The organism is Pseudoalteromonas sp. Isolate3 (assembly GCF_022398505.1).
Taxonomy (GTDB): domain Bacteria; phylum Pseudomonadota; class Gammaproteobacteria; order Enterobacterales; family Alteromonadaceae; genus Pseudoalteromonas; species Pseudoalteromonas apostichopi.
Window position 1 is genome coordinate 45,942 of sequence record NZ_JAKEVN010000012.1, and the last position, 21,553, is coordinate 67,494.

Here is a 21,553-nt window from a genome sequence, read left to right on the forward strand (position 1 = left end):
ATGTTTTCGCACTTTTTTATCAAGCGCCCAGTGTTTGCTATCGTTATTTCGTTAGTTATTTTACTTACAGGTTCGGTCTCGCTTTTTACCCTACCGATTGATCAATACCCAGATATTGCTCCGACGTCGGTTAAAGTGTCTGCTTCATTCCCTGGCGCAACGGCAGAGACAGCATCTGAGTCGGTAGCCATTCCTCTTGAGCAAGAATTAAATGGCACACCGAATATGTTGTATATGGAGTCAAAGGCCACTAACTCTGGCAGCGTTGGAATTACACTCACCTTTGATGTTGGCACCGATCCTGATCTCGCTCTTGTTGATGTGCAAAACACGGCAAGCCAAGCTGGCAGTAATTTACCGGTTGATGTGCAAACTGAAGGGGTGAATGTCTCTAATGAAAGTTCGGTTGAGCTATTGAAACTGGCACTGACCTCTGATGACCCTCGCTATGACGAAATCTATTTGAGTAACTACGCTAGCATCAATGTTGAGGCGGCTTTAAAGCGTGTGCCGGGGGTTGGTAAAGTGCGTAACACCGGCTCGCGTTCGTATGCTATGCGGGTCTGGTTAAAGCCTGATATTTTAGCGGGCTACGAGTTAACCGTGAATGATGTGACCGCAGCAATCAAAGCACAAAATAAAGAGGCCGCTGCAGGGGAGATTGGCGCTCAGCCAATGAGCGATGCAATTAAGCTTAACTTTCCGGTACGAGCGCAAGGAAGGCTTAATAAGGTTGATGAATTTAATAATATTATGCTGCGAGTTAACAGCGACGGCTCGATGATCCGCTTGCGTGATGTTGCACGGGTTGAGCTTGCTTCATCGGCTTATACTTTAAATTCAAAACTAAATGAACAGCCAGCAACTATTTTGCAGGTTTATATGTTGCCCGGCTCCAATGCATTAGCTGTAACAGAGCGTGTTAAAGCCGAAATGGATCGCTTGAGCGCGGCTTTTCCTAAGGGCGTGAAGTGGCAATTATTTTATGATGCCTCTGAGTTTATCAAACTGTCGATTAATGAGGTGATCAATACTCTTATTCAAGCTTTGATCTTAGTGATCTTGGTGGTTTATTTATTTTTGCAAAACTGGCGAACTACCTTGATACCAGCTTTAGCTGTGCCTGTGTCTATAATTGGTACTTTTATCGCCCTTGCTGCATTTGGTTTTACTATTAATAATGTCAGTTTATTGGCCATGGTCTTGGCGATAGGCATAGTCGTTGATGATGCTATTGTGGTGGTCGAAAGTGTTGAGCGGTTGATCAATGAGCAAAATATGGATGTTGTTGCTGCGACTAAGCAAGCGATGACAGAGCTTTCTGGGGCAATTGTTGCAACTTCCTTAGTACTTGCCGCGGTGTTTGTACCTGTGTCGTTTTTAGCAGGTATTACAGGCATCATGTATCGAGAGTTTGCGATTTCAATTACGGTTGCGGTGCTTATTTCAACCTTAGTTGCTTTAACCTTGAGCCCCGCTTTATGTGCGGTTTTCTTAAAACCTAGCTCCCCCTCAAACAATAAGATATTTGTTAAGTTTAATACCTGGCTTGAAAGTGTGGGTAAAAAATATACATGGCTTGTTAAGGTATGCTCAAAAAAAGCAAAACGTAGTTATATTGGTTTTTTTATTATGGTAGGAGGCTGCTATTTTGTGTTTAGCCAACTACCTAGCAGCTTTATGCCGCAAGAAGATCAAGGGCGCTTTTTTGTTGATATTACTTTGCCAGATGCGGCAACGGTTTCACGTACTAATGAGGTAATAAGTAAAGCAAACCAATTTGTTATGAACCATGCTGGGGTTGCTTATTCATTCACGTTAGCAGGGGAAAACCGCCGTGCTGGGAGTGCGCAATCACATGGTCAAATGGAAGTCATTTTACAGCCATGGCAAGTGCGTGCAGAACAAGGTTTTAGTGTTACAAGTGTGATGAATGATATTCGCAAACAACTGTATGCTATCCCTGATGCGGAGTTTAATGTGTTTCAACCCTCAGCAGTTGCAGGGCTTGGTTCCGGATCTGGTGTAGAGTTCGCATTACAAGAAAAAACGGGTGGCAACTTAACTAGTTTGGTTGAATCGCTAGAGGTACTGCTCGCTAACTTAAATAACCGTCCTGAAGTTGCTAAAGCAAGTAGCTCATTGCGCGGCTCAGTACCTCAGCTGTTTTTAGAGCTAGATAGAGAAAAAGCCATGGCATTAGAAGTGCCGATTGCGGATGTCTACAGTACCATGAAAGTACTCACAGGTTCTTCAACCATCAACGATTTTAACTTATTTGGCCGGGTTTATCGGGTTAAAGTCCAAGCCGAAGATGAATTCAGAGCACGCCCTGAAAACCTCAATGAATTTTATGTGCGTTCAAAGAATGGCGCTATGGTGCCATCAAATGTGCTTGCTAAACTTAATTTAACAACCGGTCCTTCTGCGATAAACCGTTTTAATATGTTTACTAGTGCGATGGTGAATGTATCGCCTGCTGAGGGTTATGCATCGGGTGATGTAATTAACGTGATCAAAGAAGAAATGGCAAAGCTACCACCTAACCTTGGTTATGAATGGACCGGTTTAACCTATCAAGAAATTCGCTCATCGGGTCAGCTTGGTATCGCGATAACTCTTGCTATCGTGTTTGTATTTTTATTTTTAGCAGCGCTCTATGAAAGTTGGAGCTTGCCGTTTGCTGTACTACTAATAAGCCCCATTGCCATGTTAGGGGCCTCTGTATTGACCTTAATGACGGGGCACGAAAATAACTTATTTTTTCAAGTTGCCTTTATTGCTTTGATAGGCCTTGCTGCTAAGAACTCTATATTGATTGTTGAAGTAGCAAACCAGCTTTATCAAGAAGGCATGAATGCCACTGATGCCGCGATAGAAGCGGCCCGTTCACGGTTTCGACCTATTTTAATGACCGCAGCCTCTTTTGTACTTGGTGTTTTGCCTTTAGTACTAGCATCTGGCCCCGGAGCAGTTGGTCGGCAGTCGGTATCTATGCCTATTTTAGGAGGTATGTTATTAGCAAGCTCTATCGGCATCGTTTTAGTGCCACTGTTTTTTATTACCGCAGCACGCTTTGTAAAAAAACAGCAAACACCACCGGCCTATAAAGCATTAGTAAAGGAGCAAGTTGATGCATAAACTGTTGCCATTGCTTTGTTTCGCTTGCATTCAAGGTTGTGCTGTAGGGCCTGATTTTGAAGTACCTGAACATAGTGAAGTTGTTAATTTTATGGGGATAACAGCTTCGCCTCAGTCGGAGGCTTTAGCAGGCTGGAAGCAAATTTATAGCGACCCTCATTTGCAAAAGCTGATTAGCCAAGCGCTGATCAATAATCAAGATATGTTAATTGCACAATCGAAAATTATTGAAGCGCGTGCTCGGTATCGGATTGCTGATGCAGCCTTATGGCCTGATGTGAATGTAGGTCTCACCTCGGAGCGGGAAGAAGAGCTTAATAGCAGTCCAGAAAACACGTTTGATTTAAAAGGTTACTTAAGCTGGGAGTTAGATTTATTTGGCAGCAACCGACGCGCAAGCGAAGCCGCACTGGCAAATTATTATAGCCAAGAACAAGCTAGAACTGCGTTGCAGTTAGCCTTGATTGCTGATGTAGCGCAGCAGTTTTTTGCCCTCAAAGAAGTTGAAGAGCAATTAAAGATCAGCCTGAGTACAATTAAACTTCGCGAGAAAGAGCTTGAAATTGCGCGTATTCGCAAAAAGGGCGGTATTATTTCTGGGCTAGAGCAGCGCCAAGCTGAAGTTGAACTTGAATCAGCAAAGGTTAAAATCCCACCTTTGCAGCATAATGAAAGGCGCATTACTAATCAGTTGAAGTTCTTAATTGGTGATGCCAATGCCGATGTGCAAGGTGGCAATGAGTTATCTGTGCAAACCCTTCCTAAGCAACTACCAACAGGGTTACCTAGCGAGCTTCTAAAACGCAGGCCAGATGTGCAGCAAGCAATGTATCAATGGCAAGCGGCAATGGCTGAGATTGGTGTCGCAAAAGCAGCGTTATTTCCAAAACTTAATTTGTATGCTGAACTTGGCAGTGAAAGTACTGATTTTAGTGATTTGCTCGCCAGTAATTCGCAGGTTTGGCTGTTAGGTTCAGAGTTGTTAATGCCAATATTCAATATGGGACGCAATCAGGCAAATTTAACGGTAGCGGAACAGCGGGCATACCAGGCCAGTATTAAATATCAAAAAACAGTGCTGGTGGCACTGCAAGAAGTGAGCAATCAGCTATCTAATTATCAGTCGGCAGAGCAAAGCTATGATGCGCAACGGAGTTTGGTGCTCAGTAGTCAAGATTACTATCGATTAGCACGTCTTAGGTATAGCAATGGTGTTGCCAGTTCCCTTGATTTAATGGATGCGCAGCGTCAGTTATTTTCGGCAGAAATCGCCTTATCACAAGCGAAAAATGATCGCTTACAAAGCTTAGCAACCCTCTATAAAGCTCTTGGTGGCGGATGGTATGAATTGAGCGATCAGGAATTAGAAAAAGAAAAGGTGGTTGATTAATTTAAAGAGCATGCTAAAGCATGCTCTTTAAAGTTTATAACTCAAATGGTGCTACACCCACCGCTTTCATCTTGTAGCCAACTTGAGCAATGTCACCAGACCAAGTTTCTGTGCTGATAACACCTGTCACTACAATCGCATCGTATAGGCTCTCGATTGGTACACCGCCTTTGATGGTGACATGCACAATTTGATTTGGCGGTGGCGGCGGTACATGAATACATGCGCCGAAATAAGGTACGAGTAAAAATTCAGTGATCACTTCGCTGTCACCTTCAAGTGGCACAACAAAGCCTGGTAAACTCACTGATTTACCATCAAGTTCTTTAACTACTGGCGCATCAAGGTCAGGTTGAACCCAGTTTTGCTCGCTACCTTCATGGTTTGCTTGTGCTTGAGTGTCGATTTGTACATGACCTTTTGGAATTAAATCTTCCCAAAAGATTTCTTTTGGAGCGCCAGCATTAGCAGCTACACACACGAATAATGCGACTAAAGCGACGAATTTTCGAAAAAACGGCATAACATTCCTTAAATTTTAATACTCATGCCATCAGCAAGAGAGTAGAAATACGCGCGGGTTGCAGGAATTAACCCAACAATAAAGCCTGCGACCATTATCGCAGCTAATAACATGAGTTCATAGGATGACAATAAAGCTATATTTAGGCTTATTCCGGCATGACTTTGCAAGTAATCTGCGCCGAGCAACATTAAGGCATAGAACAAAGCGGTGCCAACAACACAGCCGAGCCCTGTTATGAGTAAAGACTCGACACTGATCAAAGTGAAAATATGCCATGGTCTGGCCCCTACAGAGCGCAAAATAGCAAGCTCCCTGCGGCGTTGATTAAGGCTAGAAAGGAGACTCGTTAACATGCCAAGTAAACTGATCAGTACCACCACAATAGAAAATAACAGCAAGATTTTTTCCACGATAGAAAGCATTTCCCATAGTTCACGTAGGGTAACACCTGGCATGATGGCAAGCAGTGCTTCATCTTTGTATTGGTTGATATTACGACGCACTTGTAAGGTATAAAGCGGTGAATCAAAGCCAAGTAAAAAAGCGGTTATTTGTTTTGGTGTACCAACGAGATCAACATCATCATGATGGTCGTGGTCGTGGTCGTGGTCGTGGTCGTGGTCGTGGTCGTGGTCGTCTGTAGCAGTTAGGGCTGGTTCATGCTGATGCGAATGGCTGCCATGAATTACGTCAATTGCAGCTAGCGGAATATGCAATGTTTTATCAACAGGTGTACCTGTTGGCTTTAAAATACCGACCACTTTAAATGGATTATCGTCATGATTATGAAAGCTGGTATTGCCCATACCATGAGCAATCACCACTTCATCGCCTAGCTGATAACCTAAGGTATTGGCAACCTCTGCACCTAATACCACTTCAAACAAATGATTAAATGCATGACCTTGTGAAAAGCTTAGCTGCTGCTTTTTAGCAAAGCGATAGTGCTCAAAATAGTCTTTATTTGTTCCAAGTACAGCAAGACCTTTATGGCTGTCGCCTAGCGACATAGGAATAGCCCATTTAACACCACGTTGTTCAGTGATGTATTGGTAACTTTTCCAGCTCACGCCATTGTTAGCATGACCAATACGAAACACCGAAGATAGCAACAGTTGAATGTCACCGGTACGAGCACCGACAATTAAATCAGTGCCCGAAATTGTATTACTGAAGCTACTTTTAGCATCAACTCGAACGCGCTCAATCGACATTAGTAACATTACGCTAATAGCTATTGTAAATAATGTGAGTAGGGCGCTGGCCTTACGGTTTAATAAACTTTTTACGGCGAGTTTAACGAGTAGCATGTGTACCTCCTTGTAAATCGACAAGGCTGATACTACGGCTAAATAGTGTTTGTAGAGTTTCATCATGGCTAACAAACACCAGCGTGCTGTTAGCCGCACTTGCTTGCTCAAATAACAACTTTACAAAAGCTTGGCGATTTTGCGTGTCGAGTGCTGAAGTTGGTTCATCTGCAATGATAATTTCAGGGCTGCCAATAAAGGCTCGTGCTGCGGCAACTCTTTGCTGCTGACCAATACTAAGCTCAGCAACAGCTTGATGTTGCAGGGTATCGTTTAGTCCTAGAGCGCTGAGTAAGCGGCTTGCCTCTGCTGTTATTGTTGTACTATTTTCTAATGCTTTTTTTTGCCTTTGCTTTGAAAACTGGCACCCCAAGGTCACATTTTCAATAGGCGATAAATAAGGGAGTAAATTAAAGTTTTGAAAAATGTAGCCTATATGATCGGCACGAAAACGGTCTCGTTTACTATTATTAAATTGGTTTATCGCTTTACCGAGGAGTTCAATACTCCCTTGTGTTGGCACTGTAACACCAGCGAGCAGTGATAATAAAGTTGATTTACCACAGCCACTCGGGCCGTGAAGAAAAACATGTTCGCCTTGATCAATATGTAATTCAGTAATATTGATCGTTGGCTCAGGTTGTTTTGTGTGCCACTTGAATAGCACGTTTGCAAGCGTGATCATAACGACCTATCAATTGTTACCATCGCCAGTAATTTAAATTTCTACGCATTTTAAAGTTACGAATAAAATTACGTGGTTTTGGCTTAAGTGCTGGATTGCTCAATAGTAATTCATTGCTTGCAGCAAGTACACGTTGACTCGATAAGCCGTCCTGATACGGGTGTAACTGTTGGCAAAAGTGTTCAATTTTAGCCATTAATTCAGGTGGTCGTGTGAAAGCATAATCAATTGCCTCAGTTAGCTTATCGGCATCAGTGATATCTATAAGGTGTTCTCCAGGTGCTTGGTTACAAAAAGTCACGACAGGTTTTCTTTGTAAGATAAACATAAGCAATATAGAGGAAGTATCACACAGCATGACATCCGCCGCTTGCAACAGCGGTAATACATTATCTGTCTCTACAAAGGTTAGATTTTCGTTTTGTAGAGCCTTGTATTTATCAACAAGCTCGCTTGGCATTTTTGGGTGGAATTGCATTAAAATTCGCCACTTACCTTGCTCACTGTATGCTTTAATTTGTTCGTATAATTTAGGTGCTAGAGAGAGATTTCGAGAAAAAGTTGAACAAATTAAAAGAGTTTGTCTTTTATCGCCTTCATCTACGTATGGATTGTTGTCTATTTTTGAAAATAATGGATCTAGAGTAGGCCAACCTGTTTCTTTAGTTAAAAAGAAACCATGCTTTTCAGCTAGTTCCTCAAATCTAGAAGTTGTATTAGGGCCTTGTGTACAATATAGGTCAAAGCAGCCTCTAATATTAAAATGATCTTCGTACCCTTTTCTATTTAGTTTTCCAGAGTTAAATCCATGAAAGACAGCTACTTTTTTTCCGGGTATAAAGTTAGGGATGACATTTCCTGGGATGTATGAAATATTCGGCTGCCACTGGATGACATCTTCTATAGTTTCTAAACTAGATTCATCTGGATGCAAGAAATGCTTATTTACTTCATCACCCTCTAAAAACCACTTAACCTCACCGCCACGCGCTAAAATCTCCCGTTGTAATGGGCGCAAAATCGCGTACGAATAGTTTTGCGAAATATACATTAAGTATTTTTTTTCTTTTGTAGCTGCTAAGTAATCCAAGAAAACCTCCTATTGCGAGGCAATATTATAACGAAATATTGTTTATGACAGCAAAATTGCAGAATAATTAAGTTTTTATTGTACTTGGTGCGGTCAATTGTAAGTAGATAATCGGGCAATGATTGAGCTTTCAAGGCGTCTAGATTATTATAGGCGGCCATAACCCCAATCCCATACATGTGCTCACAAGAGCATGCCAAATACTTTCGGAGATAGCATGACTAGCTATAAAGTTTTAGACGTAAACGATGATTTACCGATCCGTACTAAAGGTGCAGTACACAGTGGTAAAGTGCGTTCAGTTTATTGGTTAACTGATGAAGACAGCGCTCGTTTAATTAATGAAAAAGGTTATCAAGTTCCAAAAGGAACTGAGCTAGCTATTATGGTTATTTCTGACCGTATTTCTGCGTTTGATTGTATTTGGCAAGGTGAAAACGGTTTAAATGGTGTGCCAGGTAAAGGCATTGCATTAAACTCAGTGGCATCTCATTGGTTTAAGTTATTTGATAAAGCAGGTCTTGCTGGTAATCATATCGTTGATATTCCTCATCCTTATGTATGGATTGTACGTAAAGCAAGCACTGTAAAAGTAGAAGCTATTGCGCGCCAATATATTACTGGCAGCATGTGGCGTGATTATGCAAAAGGCACCCGTAATTTCTGCGGTATTGATTTACCAGAGGGCTTAGCTGCGAATCAAAAGCTAGATGAAGTGTTAATCACGCCATCAACGAAAGGCATTATCACAGGTGTTGCTGACATTCCTGAAGTAGATGATGTGAACATTACCCGTGAAAACATCACGAATAACTTAGCTGTTTTTAACTTTAAGTCTGAAGATGATGTTGCTAAATATGAGCAATTACTTGTTGAAGGCTTCAAGCTGATTAGTGATGAACTTGCACAGCTAGATCAAATCTTTGTCGATACTAAATTTGAATTTGGTTATGTTGAAGATATTGATGGTTCAGATAAGCTTATCTACATTGATGAAGTGGGCACGCCTGATTCATCACGTATTTGGGATGGCCCAGCTTACCGTGACGGTAAAATCATTGAAAACTCAAAAGAGGGTTTCCGCCAGTTATTAATTAATAACGTGCCAGACAGCGATGTGTTATTAAATAAAGATCGTATGGGCGAGCGTGAGCAGCTTGCTAAAGACTACACCTTGCCAGAATCAGTGATGCTTGAAGTGTCTGATACCTACGTTGGTATTGCGAGTAAAATTATTGGGCAAAAAATCACTATTCCAAGCGATCCACGAAGTGAAGTCATCGCTATATTAGATAACGATTACGGCTTAATTAAGCACGATTAATTGCTGTTTTTAACTTAGTTATGCTCTAAGTTAATATTATTAAAGCCAAGTTGGTTTTCTAGTAAAACTGCTTGGCTTTTTTCTTGCTTTTCATACCTTCTCTCATTAACTTAAGCTAAGATTAATCTATACTTATTAGCAAACTAAGCTAAGCAAGGTTCAATTATGACGTTTTTTGCGCACTGTGCTCGCACGGTATGTTCTTTTGTATTTATGTGCTGCGCTGCGAATGTATTTGCAGCGGATATTTCATTTACCGTTCGAGATCAATTTGGTGAGCCTTTAGCCGATGCTGTAATTGAATTACAAGGTAATAAAAATTTAGCGCACACGCAGTTGCCTGTCGCAGTGATGGATCAGGTTAATAAGCAGTTTTCACCTAATGTATTGGTAATACAGCAAGGTCAGTCTGTTGATTTTCCTAATAGTGATAATATTCGCCATCATGTTTATTCTTTTTCAAGCGCTAAACCTTTCAATATTAAGCTATATGCTGACCGTCCAGAAAAACCAGAGTTATTTGATAACGCCGGGGTGGTAGTCCTAGGCTGTAATATTCACGATTCTATGGTGGGTTATATCTATGTAGCAAATGGCGCTAATACACTAAAAACAGCACAAGATGGCAAAGTACAATTAAAAGATATTTCAGTTCCAACGAATATAACGATTTGGCACCCAAACCAAGCAAGTGAAATTAATAAAAAATTATCAGTCACTGTAACTGAACAAGCAGCTGATATTACAATTGAAACAAATGCACCTGCACCGCGTAATACGTTTGGTGAGATGTTTAAGGCAGATAATGATTCATAGTTTAAGAGGGCGGATCATAGCCTTATGCGTAAGCCTCGTTTTATTAACTAGTTTAGTCAGTTTAGCGAGCTCTTGGTGGTCGACTAATCGGTTTAATGATCAAAAGTTACGTGAAGATATTAATGTCGCTGAAAATGTTTTTAAGCAATATTTAAGCGCTAAAGAAAGCCTGCTATTAACGGCTGCAAAGGTACTCACAGCAGACTTTGGTTTTAAACAAGCTATTGCTACCCAAGATGCTGATACCATTAGCAGTGTATTGAATAACCATAGTCGTCGAATAAATGCTGATTTGATGTTGCTCATTGATTTATCTGGGCAATTGGTCTCTGCAAATACTGAATTTAACCATACACCTGATGAGTTTTCTGCACTGATGAATGAATTGCTCATTAATGCAGAGCAATCTAATTTTATTGTTCTTGATCAAACCCTATACCAAGTTATCTTATTGCCGGTACGTGCGCCTCGTACTGTTGCCTACAGTTTAGTGGGCTTTGAAATTAATGACCTTGTTGCTGCAGAGCTAAAAAACCTTACCACAATGGATGTGAGTTTTATTGGTGAAGATGATGGTGTTGTAGAGACCTCACTAACCAAGCAACCTCAAACTAATTCAGTATTAGCGCATTTTAATAACGAGACAACGCAACGTATTTTTGGTGAAAAGCCGGTTTATAGAAATCGACTGGTTGAACTGCCATCCTTGCCCGGGCACATAGTCTCAGTGCTGTTAAGTGCTGATTTAACCCAGAGTTATCGTGAGTTTGAACAGCTATTTTTCACCATTATTGTGCTTGCTGCGATTACGGTTGTGATAGGCGTATTGACCAGTGGTATCTTGGCTAAAAACCTCACGACACCGCTTTCAAAGCTAACCTTACTTGCTCAGCAATTTGCTCGTGGCAATTATAAAGCTGAATTTGTAGGTAAAAAGCAAAGCAGCGAAATCACCACGTTAGTCGATGCCTTTAACAACATGGGTAACGACATCAAAGAACGTGAACAGCAAATAAGTTTTCAAGCTAGCCATGATTCATTAACTGGCTTTTATACCCGTTCTGCGATGTTAGAAAACATGGAGAACTTGTTTGCTGAAGGCGCTGAATACACACTCGTTGCCATAGATATAAGAGGTCTTCGTCATATCAATGATAAATTAGGCCCGCGTATTGGTGATGATTGTTTAAAAGCAGTTGCTGAGCGTATTGGTGAATACTCGGCACATCATAATGGTGTGAATGCTCGGATTGGCGGCGATGAATTTTTAACCTTACTTCCAGCAGATGAAACTAAGCAGTTTAAAGATGCAGTAATGAAGCTTGTTGCTCAGTTACAGGCTGGCTACTTAATTCAAGGCTTAAATATTACTTTACGCTTTAGTGTTGGGGTGGTGCATTGCCTTTCACAAAATGTCAGCCCTGAGGACTTAATGCGTCGCTCGTTAATTGCTGTTGATACCGCATCTTGCGAGCATAAAACTATTCATTATTATCAAGAAGGTGAAGACGAAGAGCACCTTGAGCGCCTTGCAATAATCGATGAACTTAAACAAGCCCTCGTTGATGATGATGGCCAGCTTTTCATGACCTATCAACCAAAACTAAATATTAAAACCAATTGCATTGATAAAGTTGAGTCATTAATTCGTTGGCAGCGTAAAGATGGTCAGTGGGTTTCGCCTGAGCTGTTTATTGATTTAGCAGAACAATCGGGGGTGATTGTTGAGCTTACTTCTTGGGTTGTGAAAACCGTAGTGTCTCAAGTTGCTGCATGGCAACAGCAAGGTGTTACCATGCAGGCTGCAATTAATGTCTCTGCACAAGATATTGCATACCCTAGCTTTTACTCTCACCTTGCTAAACAACTTGAGAAACATGATGTTAATGGGCGTTTAATTACGATTGAGCTCACAGAGCGAGATATGATAGAGAACGAAGATCAAGGCATTAAGGCACTCGAAAACCTCAAAACCTTGGGTGTTAAAATCTCGTTGGATGACTATGGTGTAGGGCAAACATCTCTCGGGCGCTTAAAGTCATTACCGATTGATGAGCTAAAGCTTGATAAGTGTTTTATTTTGCAATTAGATCAGTCACGACAAGATCAATACATAGTGCAATCTACAGTTACTCTAGGTCACCAGCTGGGTTTTTCGGTTGTAGCGGAAGGCGTTGAGAACAAAGAGTCACTGGATATTTTAGTGCAAAATAAATGCGATTATGCACAAGGCTATTACTTAAGTAGACCACTAAAATCAGAGCAGTTTTTGCAGTGGTTAGAGGTGTACAATGAAGCGTCTTAATTGGTTGTTTGGGTTAATTTGCCTTGCTTTTGCAAGTTCAGGGCTCGCAGCATCGGGTAAATTATTAGCAACGCCTGGTGTCTCCCAGGTTGAAGGTAGTGCGGGTGGTGGTATTGTTCCTTGGGCACAGCTTGCAGGCTATGCAAGTGATGATGAAATAGCTATAAATGGCTTTTGTAGTCGCGCTGATGTGAGTGATTACAGCTTAGATGTTTGTGGCGCGCAACTAAATATTTATGATCGCGTTGAATTTAGTTACGCAGAGCAACGCTTCGAAGTTCCCGCATTAAATACCGATATCGAACAATCAATTACAGGGGCAAAAGTACGCTTATACGGCGATATCGTTTACAGTAAATGGCCGCAGTTGAGCTTGGGTGTACAACATAAATCACTGGATGACGGCAGTATCGCTAACCTATTAGGCGCAGAAGACACCAGTGGTACTGATATTTATCTTGCTGCTAGTAAATTACATTTAGGAGCGCTTGTTGGGTATAACTGGTTTTGGAATACCACTTTTCGTTATAGCGATGCTAATCAACTAGGTTTGTTAGGTTTTGGCGGCCCTGATAGCGATAAAGAGTTGTTATTTGAAGCGTCTACCGCGGTGTTTTTAACCCATCAAATAGCCGTTGGTGTTGAGTATCGGGAAAAGTCTAATAATCTTGGCTTAGGGGAGCAAGATTGGCAGGATGTGTTTGTTGCTTGGTTTCCCAATAAGTATGTTAGTGTCACCGCTGCTTGGTTAGACTTAGGAAGTATTGCTGGGGCTAAGGATCAAACAGGTTGGTATCTTTCTGTTACAGGGTATTGGTAATGATGAAAACATTTTTTACGTTTGTATTTGCCGTGATGTTAGTCGGCTGTGCAAGTAGCAACAACGGCACCTTATACCAGCAACTAAATGGCGAACAAGGGATCGAAAAACTAGTTGATAGTTTTATCAATCAAATAGGCCGTGACGAACAAATTTTAGCTTATTTTAAACAAACCAATGTTGCGCATTTTCGCCAAGGCTTTATCACTCATTTGTGCAGTGTCACCGATGGCCCTTGTGAATACGAAGGCGATAATATGGTTGATATTCACACCGGAATGAATATTTCTAAAAAAGACTTTAACCGTGTGGTAGAGCTTTTAATCAATGCGATGGATGAACAACACGTTTCGCAAACGGTACAAAATAAAATCCTTAGCAGACTTGCGCCACTTCGCCCTGAGGTAATTAATATCTAGCTAGAACAAACTTTAATTGTGGGCTGAAACAGAAATGTAATTTATGTACAATAGCTATTGGTTGAAGTTATTAAGTTGTAAATAATGCAGTTATATTTTGATGTTCAACATCTATATTACATTCCACAGTATTTGCCTGTTTTAAAGGAGTTGAAGGAAAAAGGCCACAAAGTTTCGATGGTTTTCTATGAAGACCAAGATGAGCGTAGTCTTGGTGTATGTCGTGACTTTATCTATGAAAATGCAATAGTTGCAAAATGGTTAACAAGTGCAAGAGAAACCTTTGAATTTTATCAGAGTTCAGATGCAGATTGGGTTGTGTTTGGAAATACATTTGCTGGCGCTGAGGATCTAAATAAAAAGACTGTACTGATGCAACATGGAATAGGTCCAAAACAATGCTATTACGATGTATCGAATAATAAGATGACAGTACGGTTTGTTGAGGGAGAGCACCGGCTTCAACGTTTAAAAACGCTTTATCCTGAAGGCAACTTTATTGATAGTGGCTACGCCAAGTTAGACCCTATTTTTAATCAGACTCTTGAAAGCATTAACCTCAAAAATCTCGGCTTAGATCCGTCAAAGAAAACTTTGCTCTATGCGCCTACTTTTTATCCAAGCTCTTTAGAGTGCTTTAGCGATGATTTCCCTGAGCACTTTAATGAATTTAATATTATCGTTAAGCCTCATTTCTTTAGCTTATTTAAGCCGAAGTACAAAAAGCAACGCCTAAAACTTGAGAAGTGGGCTAGTGCTAAGAATGTTTACCTTGCAAATGAATTCGATTTTGATCTTACTCCTTTTTTAGAACTTGCTGATATTATGGTTTCTGATGCATCGTCAGCCATTTTTGAATTTGCAGCATTAGAAAAACCTGTTATCTGGTGTGATTTTTACAAGCTGCGTTGGTCATACAGAGGTATTTTTTCTTATAGATTGAAAGCTCGATTGGATGAAGATATCAAATACTTCAATGAGTTATGTGCGCGTGCTGAAAGTTATAAAGAGTTAAAGCAGTTATTAAGTTCAAGTTTTAATGAATCTGCCGAATTTAAAGAAAAAAGAAAAGAAATAGTTTATAAACTGGCAGGTCTTACGGATGGTCACTCTGCTAAGAGAATTGTTTCTTATTTAGAGGAACATCAATGAAACGGGTAATTACTTTTGGCACGTTTGATATTTTTCATGTGGGACATATCAATATTTTAGAGCGAGCTAAAGCACTGGGAGATTATTTGATAGTTGGTGTATCTTCTGATGAACTAAACTTCTCAAAGAAAGGTCGAAAGCCTGTATACAGTGAAGCTGATAGGCTGAAAATTATTAGTTCTTTAAAGTGTGTTGACGAAGTATTTGTAGAGCACTCTCTAGAATTGAAAGGTGAGTACATAAAAGACCATCAAGCCCATTTGCTCGTTATGGGGGATGATTGGGCTGGTCGGTTTGATCAATTTAAGCAAATTTGTGATGTGATTTATTTAGAGCGTACTCCCTCTATCTCTACAACAGAAATAATAGAAGTTGTAAGGCAGCCTTCAAACTGTCATTTATAATTAATAAAATAGCTGTATGCGCTTAAGTTCAATCTAAACTAAGATCAGTATATGGCTTTTTTATTTATCTCTCGCAATAATGTGCACGCCCGCTATTACAAAAAATTAATTAGGAAACTCCCCTTAAATTGTAAAGTGCACTGTATGGGCTTCCCCAGGTTAACTGCTTTAAAATACTTTAGCAAAGCGATTAAAATTGATTTTAGTAAAATAATTTCGGAACAACTACTACGTAAGCAAGCCCGAAATGATCTTTGGTGTAACCCATTACTTATCAAAGCTTACTCTAAAGTGATGCAGTTTGTAGAGCAATGTCGGTACGCTAAGTATTATGATTTATTGAAGTCAGAACCTCCTGAAGCGTTAGTCATTTGGAATGGTAATAAACTACCGAATGTTACTGTTTGTATAGCTGCGAAATCACTAGGAGTGACTACCTACTTTTATGAAAATGGGTTATTGCCCGGAACAACAAGTTTAGACCCTCAAGGTATTAACTTTGCGGCTTCTGTACCGCGAGATAGTCAATTCTATTTAAATTTTGATCCACAAGGGAAGTTGCCATTTTCTGCGCCTGATTTAATCCCTAGAGCGAATCACAAAAAGCGCTGCAAATTTGACGCAGTTGAGTTACCAAAAAAATACTTATTTGTGCCATTTCAAGTTCCACACGATACACAAATAGCTTGTTACTCACCTTGGCTTAAGTCAATGGAAGAGTATTACGATGCTGTTGTTTCAGCCGTAAAAAAGTTAAATGATCCAGAACTTAAAGTTGTTTTTAAAGAACATCCTTCATGGCATAAGCACTATGAACACTTGTACGATAAAGATGATGTTGCCGTTTTTGCCAACGGAAATTGTACTCGAGAACTTATCAATAACGCTGAAGCCGTGATCACTATTAACTCGACCGTTGGCTTAGAATCTTTATTACTTGATAAAAAAGTGCTTACCTTAGGGCTTGCTTGTTACAACATTGATGAGCTTGTACTACACGCAAGTGATCAAGCTACTTTGATTAAGTGCTTAGAAAAACTACAAAATGGCTGGCAGTCCAACAGTATTCTGAGAGATAAATTTTTTACCTACTTAAAGCATGTGTATTGCTTGCCCGGTGTTTGGAAAGAATGTACAACTGAGCATGTTGAAGCGGTTGAAAAGCGCTTAACTCAACAAGATACATTCGCTCAGCTATCGCAAAAGGAAAGCTAATGAAGAACATAGTCTCGCCAGAATGGCTTAACGAGCATTTAAGCCATGATAATTTGATCATTTTTGATGCTGGAATGGTACGCCCTGGTTTACCGGGAGAATACGCACCTAAAGCTATGCTGCCTAATGCACAGCGTTTTGATTTCAAAAAGACGCTGGCAGATAACAGCAATCCTGTACCAAGTATGATGTGCAGTAGCGAGCAGTTCACAGAACATATGCAGCGTGCTGGAGTTAATCAAGACTCACTGATTGTGATTTATGAAGACCAAGGTTTATTCAGTTCAGCGCGTGCGTGGTGGATGTTTAAAGCAATGGGCTTTGATAACGTAAAGGTTTTAAGTGGTGGTTTAGCTAAGTGGCAGGCACTTGGCTTTGCAACACAAGCCAGCTATTCAGCTGCTTCTGGTCAAGGCAACTTTGTTGCAAGCCCTCGTGTTAATTACTTTATCAGTGCTGAGCAAGTACTTAACTCACTTGATGAGCAAAGCACACTAACACTCGATGCTCGCCCTTATGAGCGATTTACAGGTGAACAGGCCGAGCCGCGTGAAGGCATGCGTAGTGGTCATATTCCAAATAGTCGCAGTCTATCACTTGCAAGTGTACTAAATAACGGTGAGCTAAAACCGCTTAGCGAGTTGCAGATATTATTTGATCAACATATTGCAGCGCATCATACTCAGTTGCAATTTAGCTGTGGTTCAGGTGTAACAGCTTGTGCAATTGCATTGTGCGCCGATGAATGTGGTTACTCTAACTTACGTGTTTACGATGGCTCATGGAGTGAGTGGGGCGCTCGTCACGAGTTACCTATTGAAACAGGTCCGCATCAATAAATTCAGCGTAATTTTGCCAGCTGCCGATACTGTTTTTATTCAGTGGCTGGCGAATTTGCTTTTTGCTCGCCGTAGCTGAAGCCGCATTGTTTTTATAAAAAGTTAGGCAGTTTTCCTGCCAGCTTAAATCACAAAAAGTATAGAGCTTCTGTGTTTGCTTAACCGGCTCTGCCACTAATTGCTCATAGCTTTGTAAAAAAACGTTTTCAGGATACTTGTTGGCAAAGTGACTGACTAATGCCGAGTAATCTTGATGGAATGAGGCAATATCTTCAAGAGTAAAACTGTAGTGATGAAACACACTTTGCGGACTATACATCTGCCTAAAATTGGCGATACTGCAATCGTGCCAGTCTCGCTGCATACAAACAATTTTAGCATTAGGAAATGCCGCTAATATAAAATCAATATAGTAAAAGTTAAATGGCTGTTTATCACAGCTTCTAAGGCCATCACTGAGCAGCTGGGCTCTTTGTTGATAGTTAGCAAGTACTGTCTTTATCGCTTCAGATTCATATGCCTTATCAAGCATTTCGCTATCAATCACTCGAGCCGATTGCGTGGCGTGTTGTATCAATTGCGCTATATCGTTTAATTCTCCAATCCCTTGCAGCTGTGAACTTTGATTAAGGATTTTTTCAACTAAAGTTGTGCCAGAGCGGGGCATGCCAACAACAAAAACGGGTGAGAACTCAGAGTCACTACTTTCAAGCACTTGCTGTGTACTTTGAGTAATGAGCTTTTGACAAAAATAGCGATGTTGCGTGGCTTGATAATTAAGTTTATAGGCTATGGCTTGCTTACTTAGTACAAAGTATTTAAATGCATTTTTGTAGTCATTAAGGTGCTCATAATTAAGAGCAAGACTATGAAAATACACTTGTTGATCAATAATGCTTTTTTCTTTATTCACCAAGGTTTGTAGTTTCTGGATATGTAGCTTCGACTCTACATCAGTATTTAGTTCAGCCTGTGAGTAATGAGCTTGATAAAAGCTAGGTTGCTGGGTAGTAAGTTGCTGTAGCAAACTTTTTGCTTCATCAAACAGTCCGTGAATTTTATATGATACCGCCAAATTATAGCTAATTTGTGGGTTATATTTATTGCGTTGGTAAGCCGACTTTTGAAAGCTAAAGGCGTCTTCATAATGCCCTAAACGGTTAGCAATATTGGCTAGTGTATCAAAGTCAGCGGCACTAAAGTCAGCTGTTTGCAAAGCGTCTTGATAATGCACAGCCGCATTACTTACTTTACCTAACAGTACATACAGCTTGGCAAGTGCTAAATGATATATCGGCAAAGGCGCTAAATTAAGCGCTTTTTCAAGCAGCTTAATGGCTTTGTTGATATCGCCCGCTGCAGTGTTGACTTCGCTCAGTAAAAAGTAACAAACGTGGTCTTCTGGATTTTGCTTTAGGCGCTGCACAAGTAGATGATGTGCATCATGTAGTTGCTTGTTGGCTAACAACTGTTGGATATTAGCGCGAAGCGCTTGTTGGGTATTTAGCATGAGATTATCTTAAAAGCCTTGCCTAAAAGCGGCAAGGCTTTTATTCGAGTATTTAATTACAGCTCAAAGTTGTAGCTAAACTTCATACCGATTGTACGAGGTGCGGTGGTGTAGTGACCATAAACACGCTGTAGCTCAGGTAGCTCTTTGTTAAGCTCAGCATATTGAGACATACCAGCCCAAGACTTATCACGACGTACAGAAGTGAACGCATACTTATCGAATAAGTTGTCTACGTAAAGGGTTGCAGACCACATATCGCCAGTAATTTTGGCAGATAAGTTACTTAGTGCATAACCTGGTAATACTTCGCCATCTGCTTTTAAGCCTACTTTGGTGATCACATCGCTTTGTGCTGTGATACCGTAGTTTACGCTTAATAGTTTATCACCTAGGATATCTTGCTCGTAACGAAGACCAAAAGAGAATTGATGCTCAGGAGCACCCGGTAAACGGTCGCCTTTAGCGCCATCATAGTAGCTTTGGTACTGCGCTAAGTCGTCACCTAATACGCCAAATAAGTAGGGTGCATCTTCGGTTAATTCGGCTTTTGCATATGCGTATGTTGCATAAGCTGCCCAGTTATCACCGATCATAGCGCGAGTAGAAAGTTCGACACCTTTAGAATTAGCAGAGGCTGCATTCGAAGTAATTAACTCTTGGCCATTTACTGTGCTGCTTCCAACTTGCGCATCTTTCCAATCAACATTAAATAGCGCTGCATTGAAATGTAGGCGGTTACGTAACCATGATGACTTAAAGCCTAGCTCGTAGTTGACCGTTGTATCTGGTTTGTAATCTTCTTCGTTTGGCAGGGCACAAACAATTTGTTGCTCAGGTAATACATCAGGGCAAGGAGCAATACCGTTACCACCACCAATACGGAAACCTTCACTTACGGTAAAGTAAGCAAGCACACCATTATCAAATGTGTAATTAGCATTAAACTTAAATAAGTTACCGCTATCGCTTGCGCTTACATTTTCCATAACAAGATTATCTAGTGAATCAAAGTCACCAGAATAAAGCGGCGTTGCAGAGCCTGATGTTGTTGATACATCGTATTCATAAAAACGAGCGCCAACAGTGACATCAAGTTGATCTGTGATGCTGTAGCCAATTTCACCAAAAAGTGCTTTTTCAGTGGTTTCGCTATCAGAAATTAGAATGTACTCAAGGTCTTGTTCAACATTTGGAATACCGCCACCCCAGTACTCAGTCAGACCCGGCGTGTACTCACGATCATCTGAGTGACTTTCTACTTTGTTATAGAAGCCGCCTACAATCCAGTTAAAAGCGCTACTGCTATTTGAAACTAAACGAAGCTCTTGCGTAAAGGTATCGCGATCTGAGGTGTCGTGCGTGTAGCCAACAAAAGAAGGGAAGTCGGCATACCCTGACCAAATATCGTAAAGAAGATCAGTTTGATCGCGCTGACCAGATTGCTCATAGCTAGACCAACCAGATGCAGATACCAGCTCAGCAAAACCAAGATCTGCTTTTACTTCTAAGCTTAATAAATCGTTTTCTTCTTCACCGGGTTCAAGCACACGAGCTACATTTTCGTATTTTCCAGGGATACCTTGTAGTGCACTGCTATCTGCAAGTGAGCCGTATTGAGACGTCGAATTACCGCCATTTTCTTGCTTTTGATAGAAGTAGTTTAGCGTTGCATCAACATCTTCGGTGGCAAGCCAGCGTAGTGATAAACGTGCTGTGGTGATTTGCTCATCGTTAACATCGCTTACGCTTTTTAAGTTGGCATTTACATCGCTGCTGTCTGAAAAATCAGGGTTCGGGTTTGATACGCCAGGTTCTAGAACCACGTGAGTGTAGTCAATGTAACCTGGGTTATCGTAATAATTTAAGCTAGCACGAAGGGCTAGTTTTTCTTCAATTAGCGGAGTATTGAATACCACGCCAAACTCACCGCCTGTACCGTCACTTTCGTTAATGCTAAATACATCGCCTGTTACTTTACCTTCGGTGATATCAAGCTCAGGTTGTTTTAATAAATAACGGATTGCACCACCTAAAGTACCTGCTCCGTATAGTGTACCTTGTGGGCCAATTAATACTTCAACACGGTCAACATCAGTCAAACGTAAATCAATGCTAAGTGGAATTTCACCAACATAAGTTGCCACTGTGCCACTGTCAGAAATACGGTCAGAGGTATTTGTGTTCAGGCCACGAACGATAATAGGAGAACCTTCACGACCACCTTGATCAGAAATTGTTAAACCGGGTACCCAACGAGCGACATCTTCAAGATCACCAATGTTTTGGTCGCTAATTACATCGCCATTTAGGGCTGTGATATTAAGCGGTGCATCTTGTACAGAACCTGCACGTCGTGTTGCAGTGATTTGGATAGTTTCAATTGATTTATCAACTTCGATAGCATCTTCAGCAGCAAACGCCATATTGCTATTAATTAAAACCGCAGAAATTGCACTTGCAAGTAGAGCAGGCTTAAAGGTGTTCATGATAGATTCCGAGTTAGTTACAGTAAATTTATGCTCAAAAAATAGACGTTACTAGTAATTTAAGCTTAAAAATTGAYGATTTAGTGAATTTATATCCAATTATAATGTATTTTTATTC

Annotated in this window: 17 protein-coding genes; 11 read left to right on the forward strand and 6 right to left on the reverse strand. The window is 40.7% G+C overall.

Annotated elements, in window-relative coordinates:
* Complete coding sequence (locus L1D46_RS04550) at positions 1-3,141, forward strand: efflux RND transporter permease subunit (protein WP_239976912.1); 3,141 nt, start codon at positions 1-3, stop codon at positions 3,139-3,141.
* The gene (locus tag L1D46_RS04555; protein ID WP_239976913.1) at positions 3,134-4,531 is read left to right on the forward strand and encodes an efflux transporter outer membrane subunit; all 1,398 of its coding nucleotides are present in this window, start codon (positions 3,134-3,136) and stop codon (positions 4,529-4,531) included. Before L1D46_RS04550 ends, L1D46_RS04555 begins: the two co-directional genes overlap by 8 nt.
* Positions 4,532-4,565: 34 nt before the next feature.
* Here L1D46_RS04555 and L1D46_RS04560 read toward each other — a convergent pair whose 3' ends face one another.
* From L1D46_RS04560 to L1D46_RS04575, 4 genes are read right to left on the reverse strand one after another with little or no spacing between them, the layout of a single operon-like run.
* On the reverse strand, positions 4,566-5,054 hold the full coding sequence (locus tag L1D46_RS04560) for a DUF3299 domain-containing protein (RefSeq protein WP_130050577.1): 489 nt from the start codon (positions 5,052-5,054) through the stop codon (positions 4,566-4,568).
* Positions 5,055-5,062: 8 nt separating this feature from the next.
* Positions 5,063-6,367, reverse strand: coding sequence for an ABC transporter permease (locus L1D46_RS04565; RefSeq protein WP_239976915.1), 1,305 nt, complete (start codon positions 6,365-6,367; stop codon positions 5,063-5,065).
* The gene (locus tag L1D46_RS04570; RefSeq protein WP_130050579.1) at positions 6,354-7,052 is read right to left on the reverse strand and encodes an ABC transporter ATP-binding protein; all 699 of its coding nucleotides are present in this window, start codon (positions 7,050-7,052) and stop codon (positions 6,354-6,356) included. The genes L1D46_RS04565 and L1D46_RS04570 overlap by 14 nt, the downstream gene beginning before the upstream one ends.
* 16 nt (positions 7,053-7,068) lie before the next feature.
* Positions 7,069-8,142 (reverse strand): CDP-glycerol glycerophosphotransferase family protein, encoded by a 1,074-nt coding sequence (locus L1D46_RS04575; protein ID WP_175580467.1) that lies wholly within the window; start codon positions 8,140-8,142, stop codon positions 7,069-7,071.
* A gap of 217 nt (positions 8,143-8,359) precedes the next feature.
* On the opposite strand from L1D46_RS04575, the gene L1D46_RS04580 reads away from it, so the two are divergent.
* The 9 genes from L1D46_RS04580 to L1D46_RS04620 all read left to right on the forward strand — a co-directional run bounded on the left by L1D46_RS04580 (position 8,360) and on the right by L1D46_RS04620 (position 17,436).
* Positions 8,360-9,466, forward strand: a complete 1,107-nt coding sequence (locus tag L1D46_RS04580) for a phosphoribosylaminoimidazolesuccinocarboxamide synthase (protein WP_130050580.1) — start codon at positions 8,360-8,362, stop codon at positions 9,464-9,466.
* A 165-nt stretch (positions 9,467-9,631) separates the two neighbouring features.
* Complete coding sequence (locus L1D46_RS04585) at positions 9,632-10,282, forward strand: methylamine utilization protein (protein WP_239976917.1); 651 nt, start codon at positions 9,632-9,634, stop codon at positions 10,280-10,282.
* Positions 10,272-12,587 (forward strand): EAL domain-containing protein, encoded by a 2,316-nt coding sequence (locus tag L1D46_RS04590; protein WP_178927408.1) that lies wholly within the window; start codon positions 10,272-10,274, stop codon positions 12,585-12,587. The genes L1D46_RS04585 and L1D46_RS04590 overlap by 11 nt, the downstream gene beginning before the upstream one ends.
* On the forward strand, positions 12,574-13,407 hold the full coding sequence (locus tag L1D46_RS04595; protein WP_130050582.1) for a DUF3034 family protein: 834 nt from the start codon (positions 12,574-12,576) through the stop codon (positions 13,405-13,407). Before L1D46_RS04590 ends, L1D46_RS04595 begins: the two co-directional genes overlap by 14 nt.
* A 2-nt stretch (positions 13,408-13,409) precedes the next feature.
* Positions 13,410-13,826: a group 1 truncated hemoglobin gene (locus L1D46_RS04600; RefSeq protein WP_130052245.1), complete on the forward strand. Its 417-nt coding sequence runs from the start codon at positions 13,410-13,412 to the stop codon at positions 13,824-13,826.
* 84 nt (positions 13,827-13,910) lie between these two features.
* Positions 13,911-14,978, forward strand: a complete 1,068-nt coding sequence (locus L1D46_RS04605) for a CDP-glycerol glycerophosphotransferase family protein (protein ID WP_239976919.1) — start codon at positions 13,911-13,913, stop codon at positions 14,976-14,978.
* On the forward strand, positions 14,975-15,382 hold the full coding sequence (locus tag L1D46_RS04610; RefSeq protein WP_130050584.1) for an adenylyltransferase/cytidyltransferase family protein: 408 nt from the start codon (positions 14,975-14,977) through the stop codon (positions 15,380-15,382). The genes L1D46_RS04605 and L1D46_RS04610 overlap by 4 nt, the downstream gene beginning before the upstream one ends.
* A 144-nt stretch (positions 15,383-15,526) precedes the next feature.
* Complete coding sequence (locus L1D46_RS04615; RefSeq protein ID WP_239976921.1) at positions 15,527-16,597, forward strand: capsular biosynthesis protein; 1,071 nt, start codon at positions 15,527-15,529, stop codon at positions 16,595-16,597.
* Positions 16,597-17,436 carry a sulfurtransferase gene (locus L1D46_RS04620; RefSeq protein WP_130050586.1) on the forward strand — a complete coding sequence of 280 codons (840 nt, stop codon included), beginning with the start codon at positions 16,597-16,599 and terminating at the stop codon, positions 17,434-17,436. Before L1D46_RS04615 ends, L1D46_RS04620 begins: the two co-directional genes overlap by 1 nt.
* Here the strand turns inward: L1D46_RS04620 and L1D46_RS04625 are convergent.
* Positions 17,411-18,946, reverse strand: coding sequence for a sulfotransferase (locus L1D46_RS04625; protein WP_239976923.1), 1,536 nt, complete (start codon positions 18,944-18,946; stop codon positions 17,411-17,413). The genes L1D46_RS04620 and L1D46_RS04625 overlap by 26 nt on opposite strands.
* A 56-nt stretch (positions 18,947-19,002) precedes the next feature.
* Entirely contained in the window at positions 19,003-21,435 is a 2,433-nt protein-coding gene (locus tag L1D46_RS04630) for a TonB-dependent receptor (RefSeq protein ID WP_239976924.1), read from the reverse strand.
* Positions 21,436-21,553 lie beyond the last annotated feature (118 nt).

What these genes read in the sequence shown, in the direction of transcription:
- L1D46_RS04550 (WP_239976912.1), top strand. Translation starts at nt 1, where the DNA reads ATGTTTTCGCACTTTTTTATCAAGCGCCCAGTGTTTGCTATCGTTATT.
- L1D46_RS04555 (WP_239976913.1), top strand. Translation starts at nt 3,134, where the DNA reads ATGCATAAACTGTTGCCATTGCTTTGTTTCGCTTGCATTCAAGGTTGT.
- L1D46_RS04560 (WP_130050577.1), bottom strand. Translation starts at nt 5,054, where the DNA reads ATGCCGTTTTTTCGAAAATTCGTCGCTTTAGTCGCATTATTCGTGTGT.
- L1D46_RS04565 (WP_239976915.1), bottom strand. Translation starts at nt 6,367, where the DNA reads ATGCTACTCGTTAAACTCGCCGTAAAAAGTTTATTAAACCGTAAGGCC.
- L1D46_RS04570 (WP_130050579.1), bottom strand. Translation starts at nt 7,052, where the DNA reads ATGATCACGCTTGCAAACGTGCTATTCAAGTGGCACACAAAACAACCT.
- L1D46_RS04580 (WP_130050580.1), top strand. Translation starts at nt 8,360, where the DNA reads ATGACTAGCTATAAAGTTTTAGACGTAAACGATGATTTACCGATCCGT.
- L1D46_RS04585 (WP_239976917.1), top strand. Translation starts at nt 9,632, where the DNA reads ATGACGTTTTTTGCGCACTGTGCTCGCACGGTATGTTCTTTTGTATTT.
- L1D46_RS04590 (WP_178927408.1), top strand. Translation starts at nt 10,272, where the DNA reads ATGATTCATAGTTTAAGAGGGCGGATCATAGCCTTATGCGTAAGCCTC.
- L1D46_RS04595 (WP_130050582.1), top strand. Translation starts at nt 12,574, where the DNA reads ATGAAGCGTCTTAATTGGTTGTTTGGGTTAATTTGCCTTGCTTTTGCA.
- L1D46_RS04600 (WP_130052245.1), top strand. Translation starts at nt 13,410, where the DNA reads ATGAAAACATTTTTTACGTTTGTATTTGCCGTGATGTTAGTCGGCTGT.
- L1D46_RS04605 (WP_239976919.1), top strand. Translation starts at nt 13,911, where the DNA reads ATGCAGTTATATTTTGATGTTCAACATCTATATTACATTCCACAGTAT.
- L1D46_RS04610 (WP_130050584.1), top strand. Translation starts at nt 14,975, where the DNA reads ATGAAACGGGTAATTACTTTTGGCACGTTTGATATTTTTCATGTGGGA.
- L1D46_RS04615 (WP_239976921.1), top strand. Translation starts at nt 15,527, where the DNA reads ATGGGCTTCCCCAGGTTAACTGCTTTAAAATACTTTAGCAAAGCGATT.
- L1D46_RS04620 (WP_130050586.1), top strand. Translation starts at nt 16,597, where the DNA reads ATGAAGAACATAGTCTCGCCAGAATGGCTTAACGAGCATTTAAGCCAT.
- L1D46_RS04625 (WP_239976923.1), bottom strand. Translation starts at nt 18,946, where the DNA reads ATGCTAAATACCCAACAAGCGCTTCGCGCTAATATCCAACAGTTGTTA.
- L1D46_RS04630 (WP_239976924.1), bottom strand. Translation starts at nt 21,435, where the DNA reads ATGAACACCTTTAAGCCTGCTCTACTTGCAAGTGCAATTTCTGCGGTT.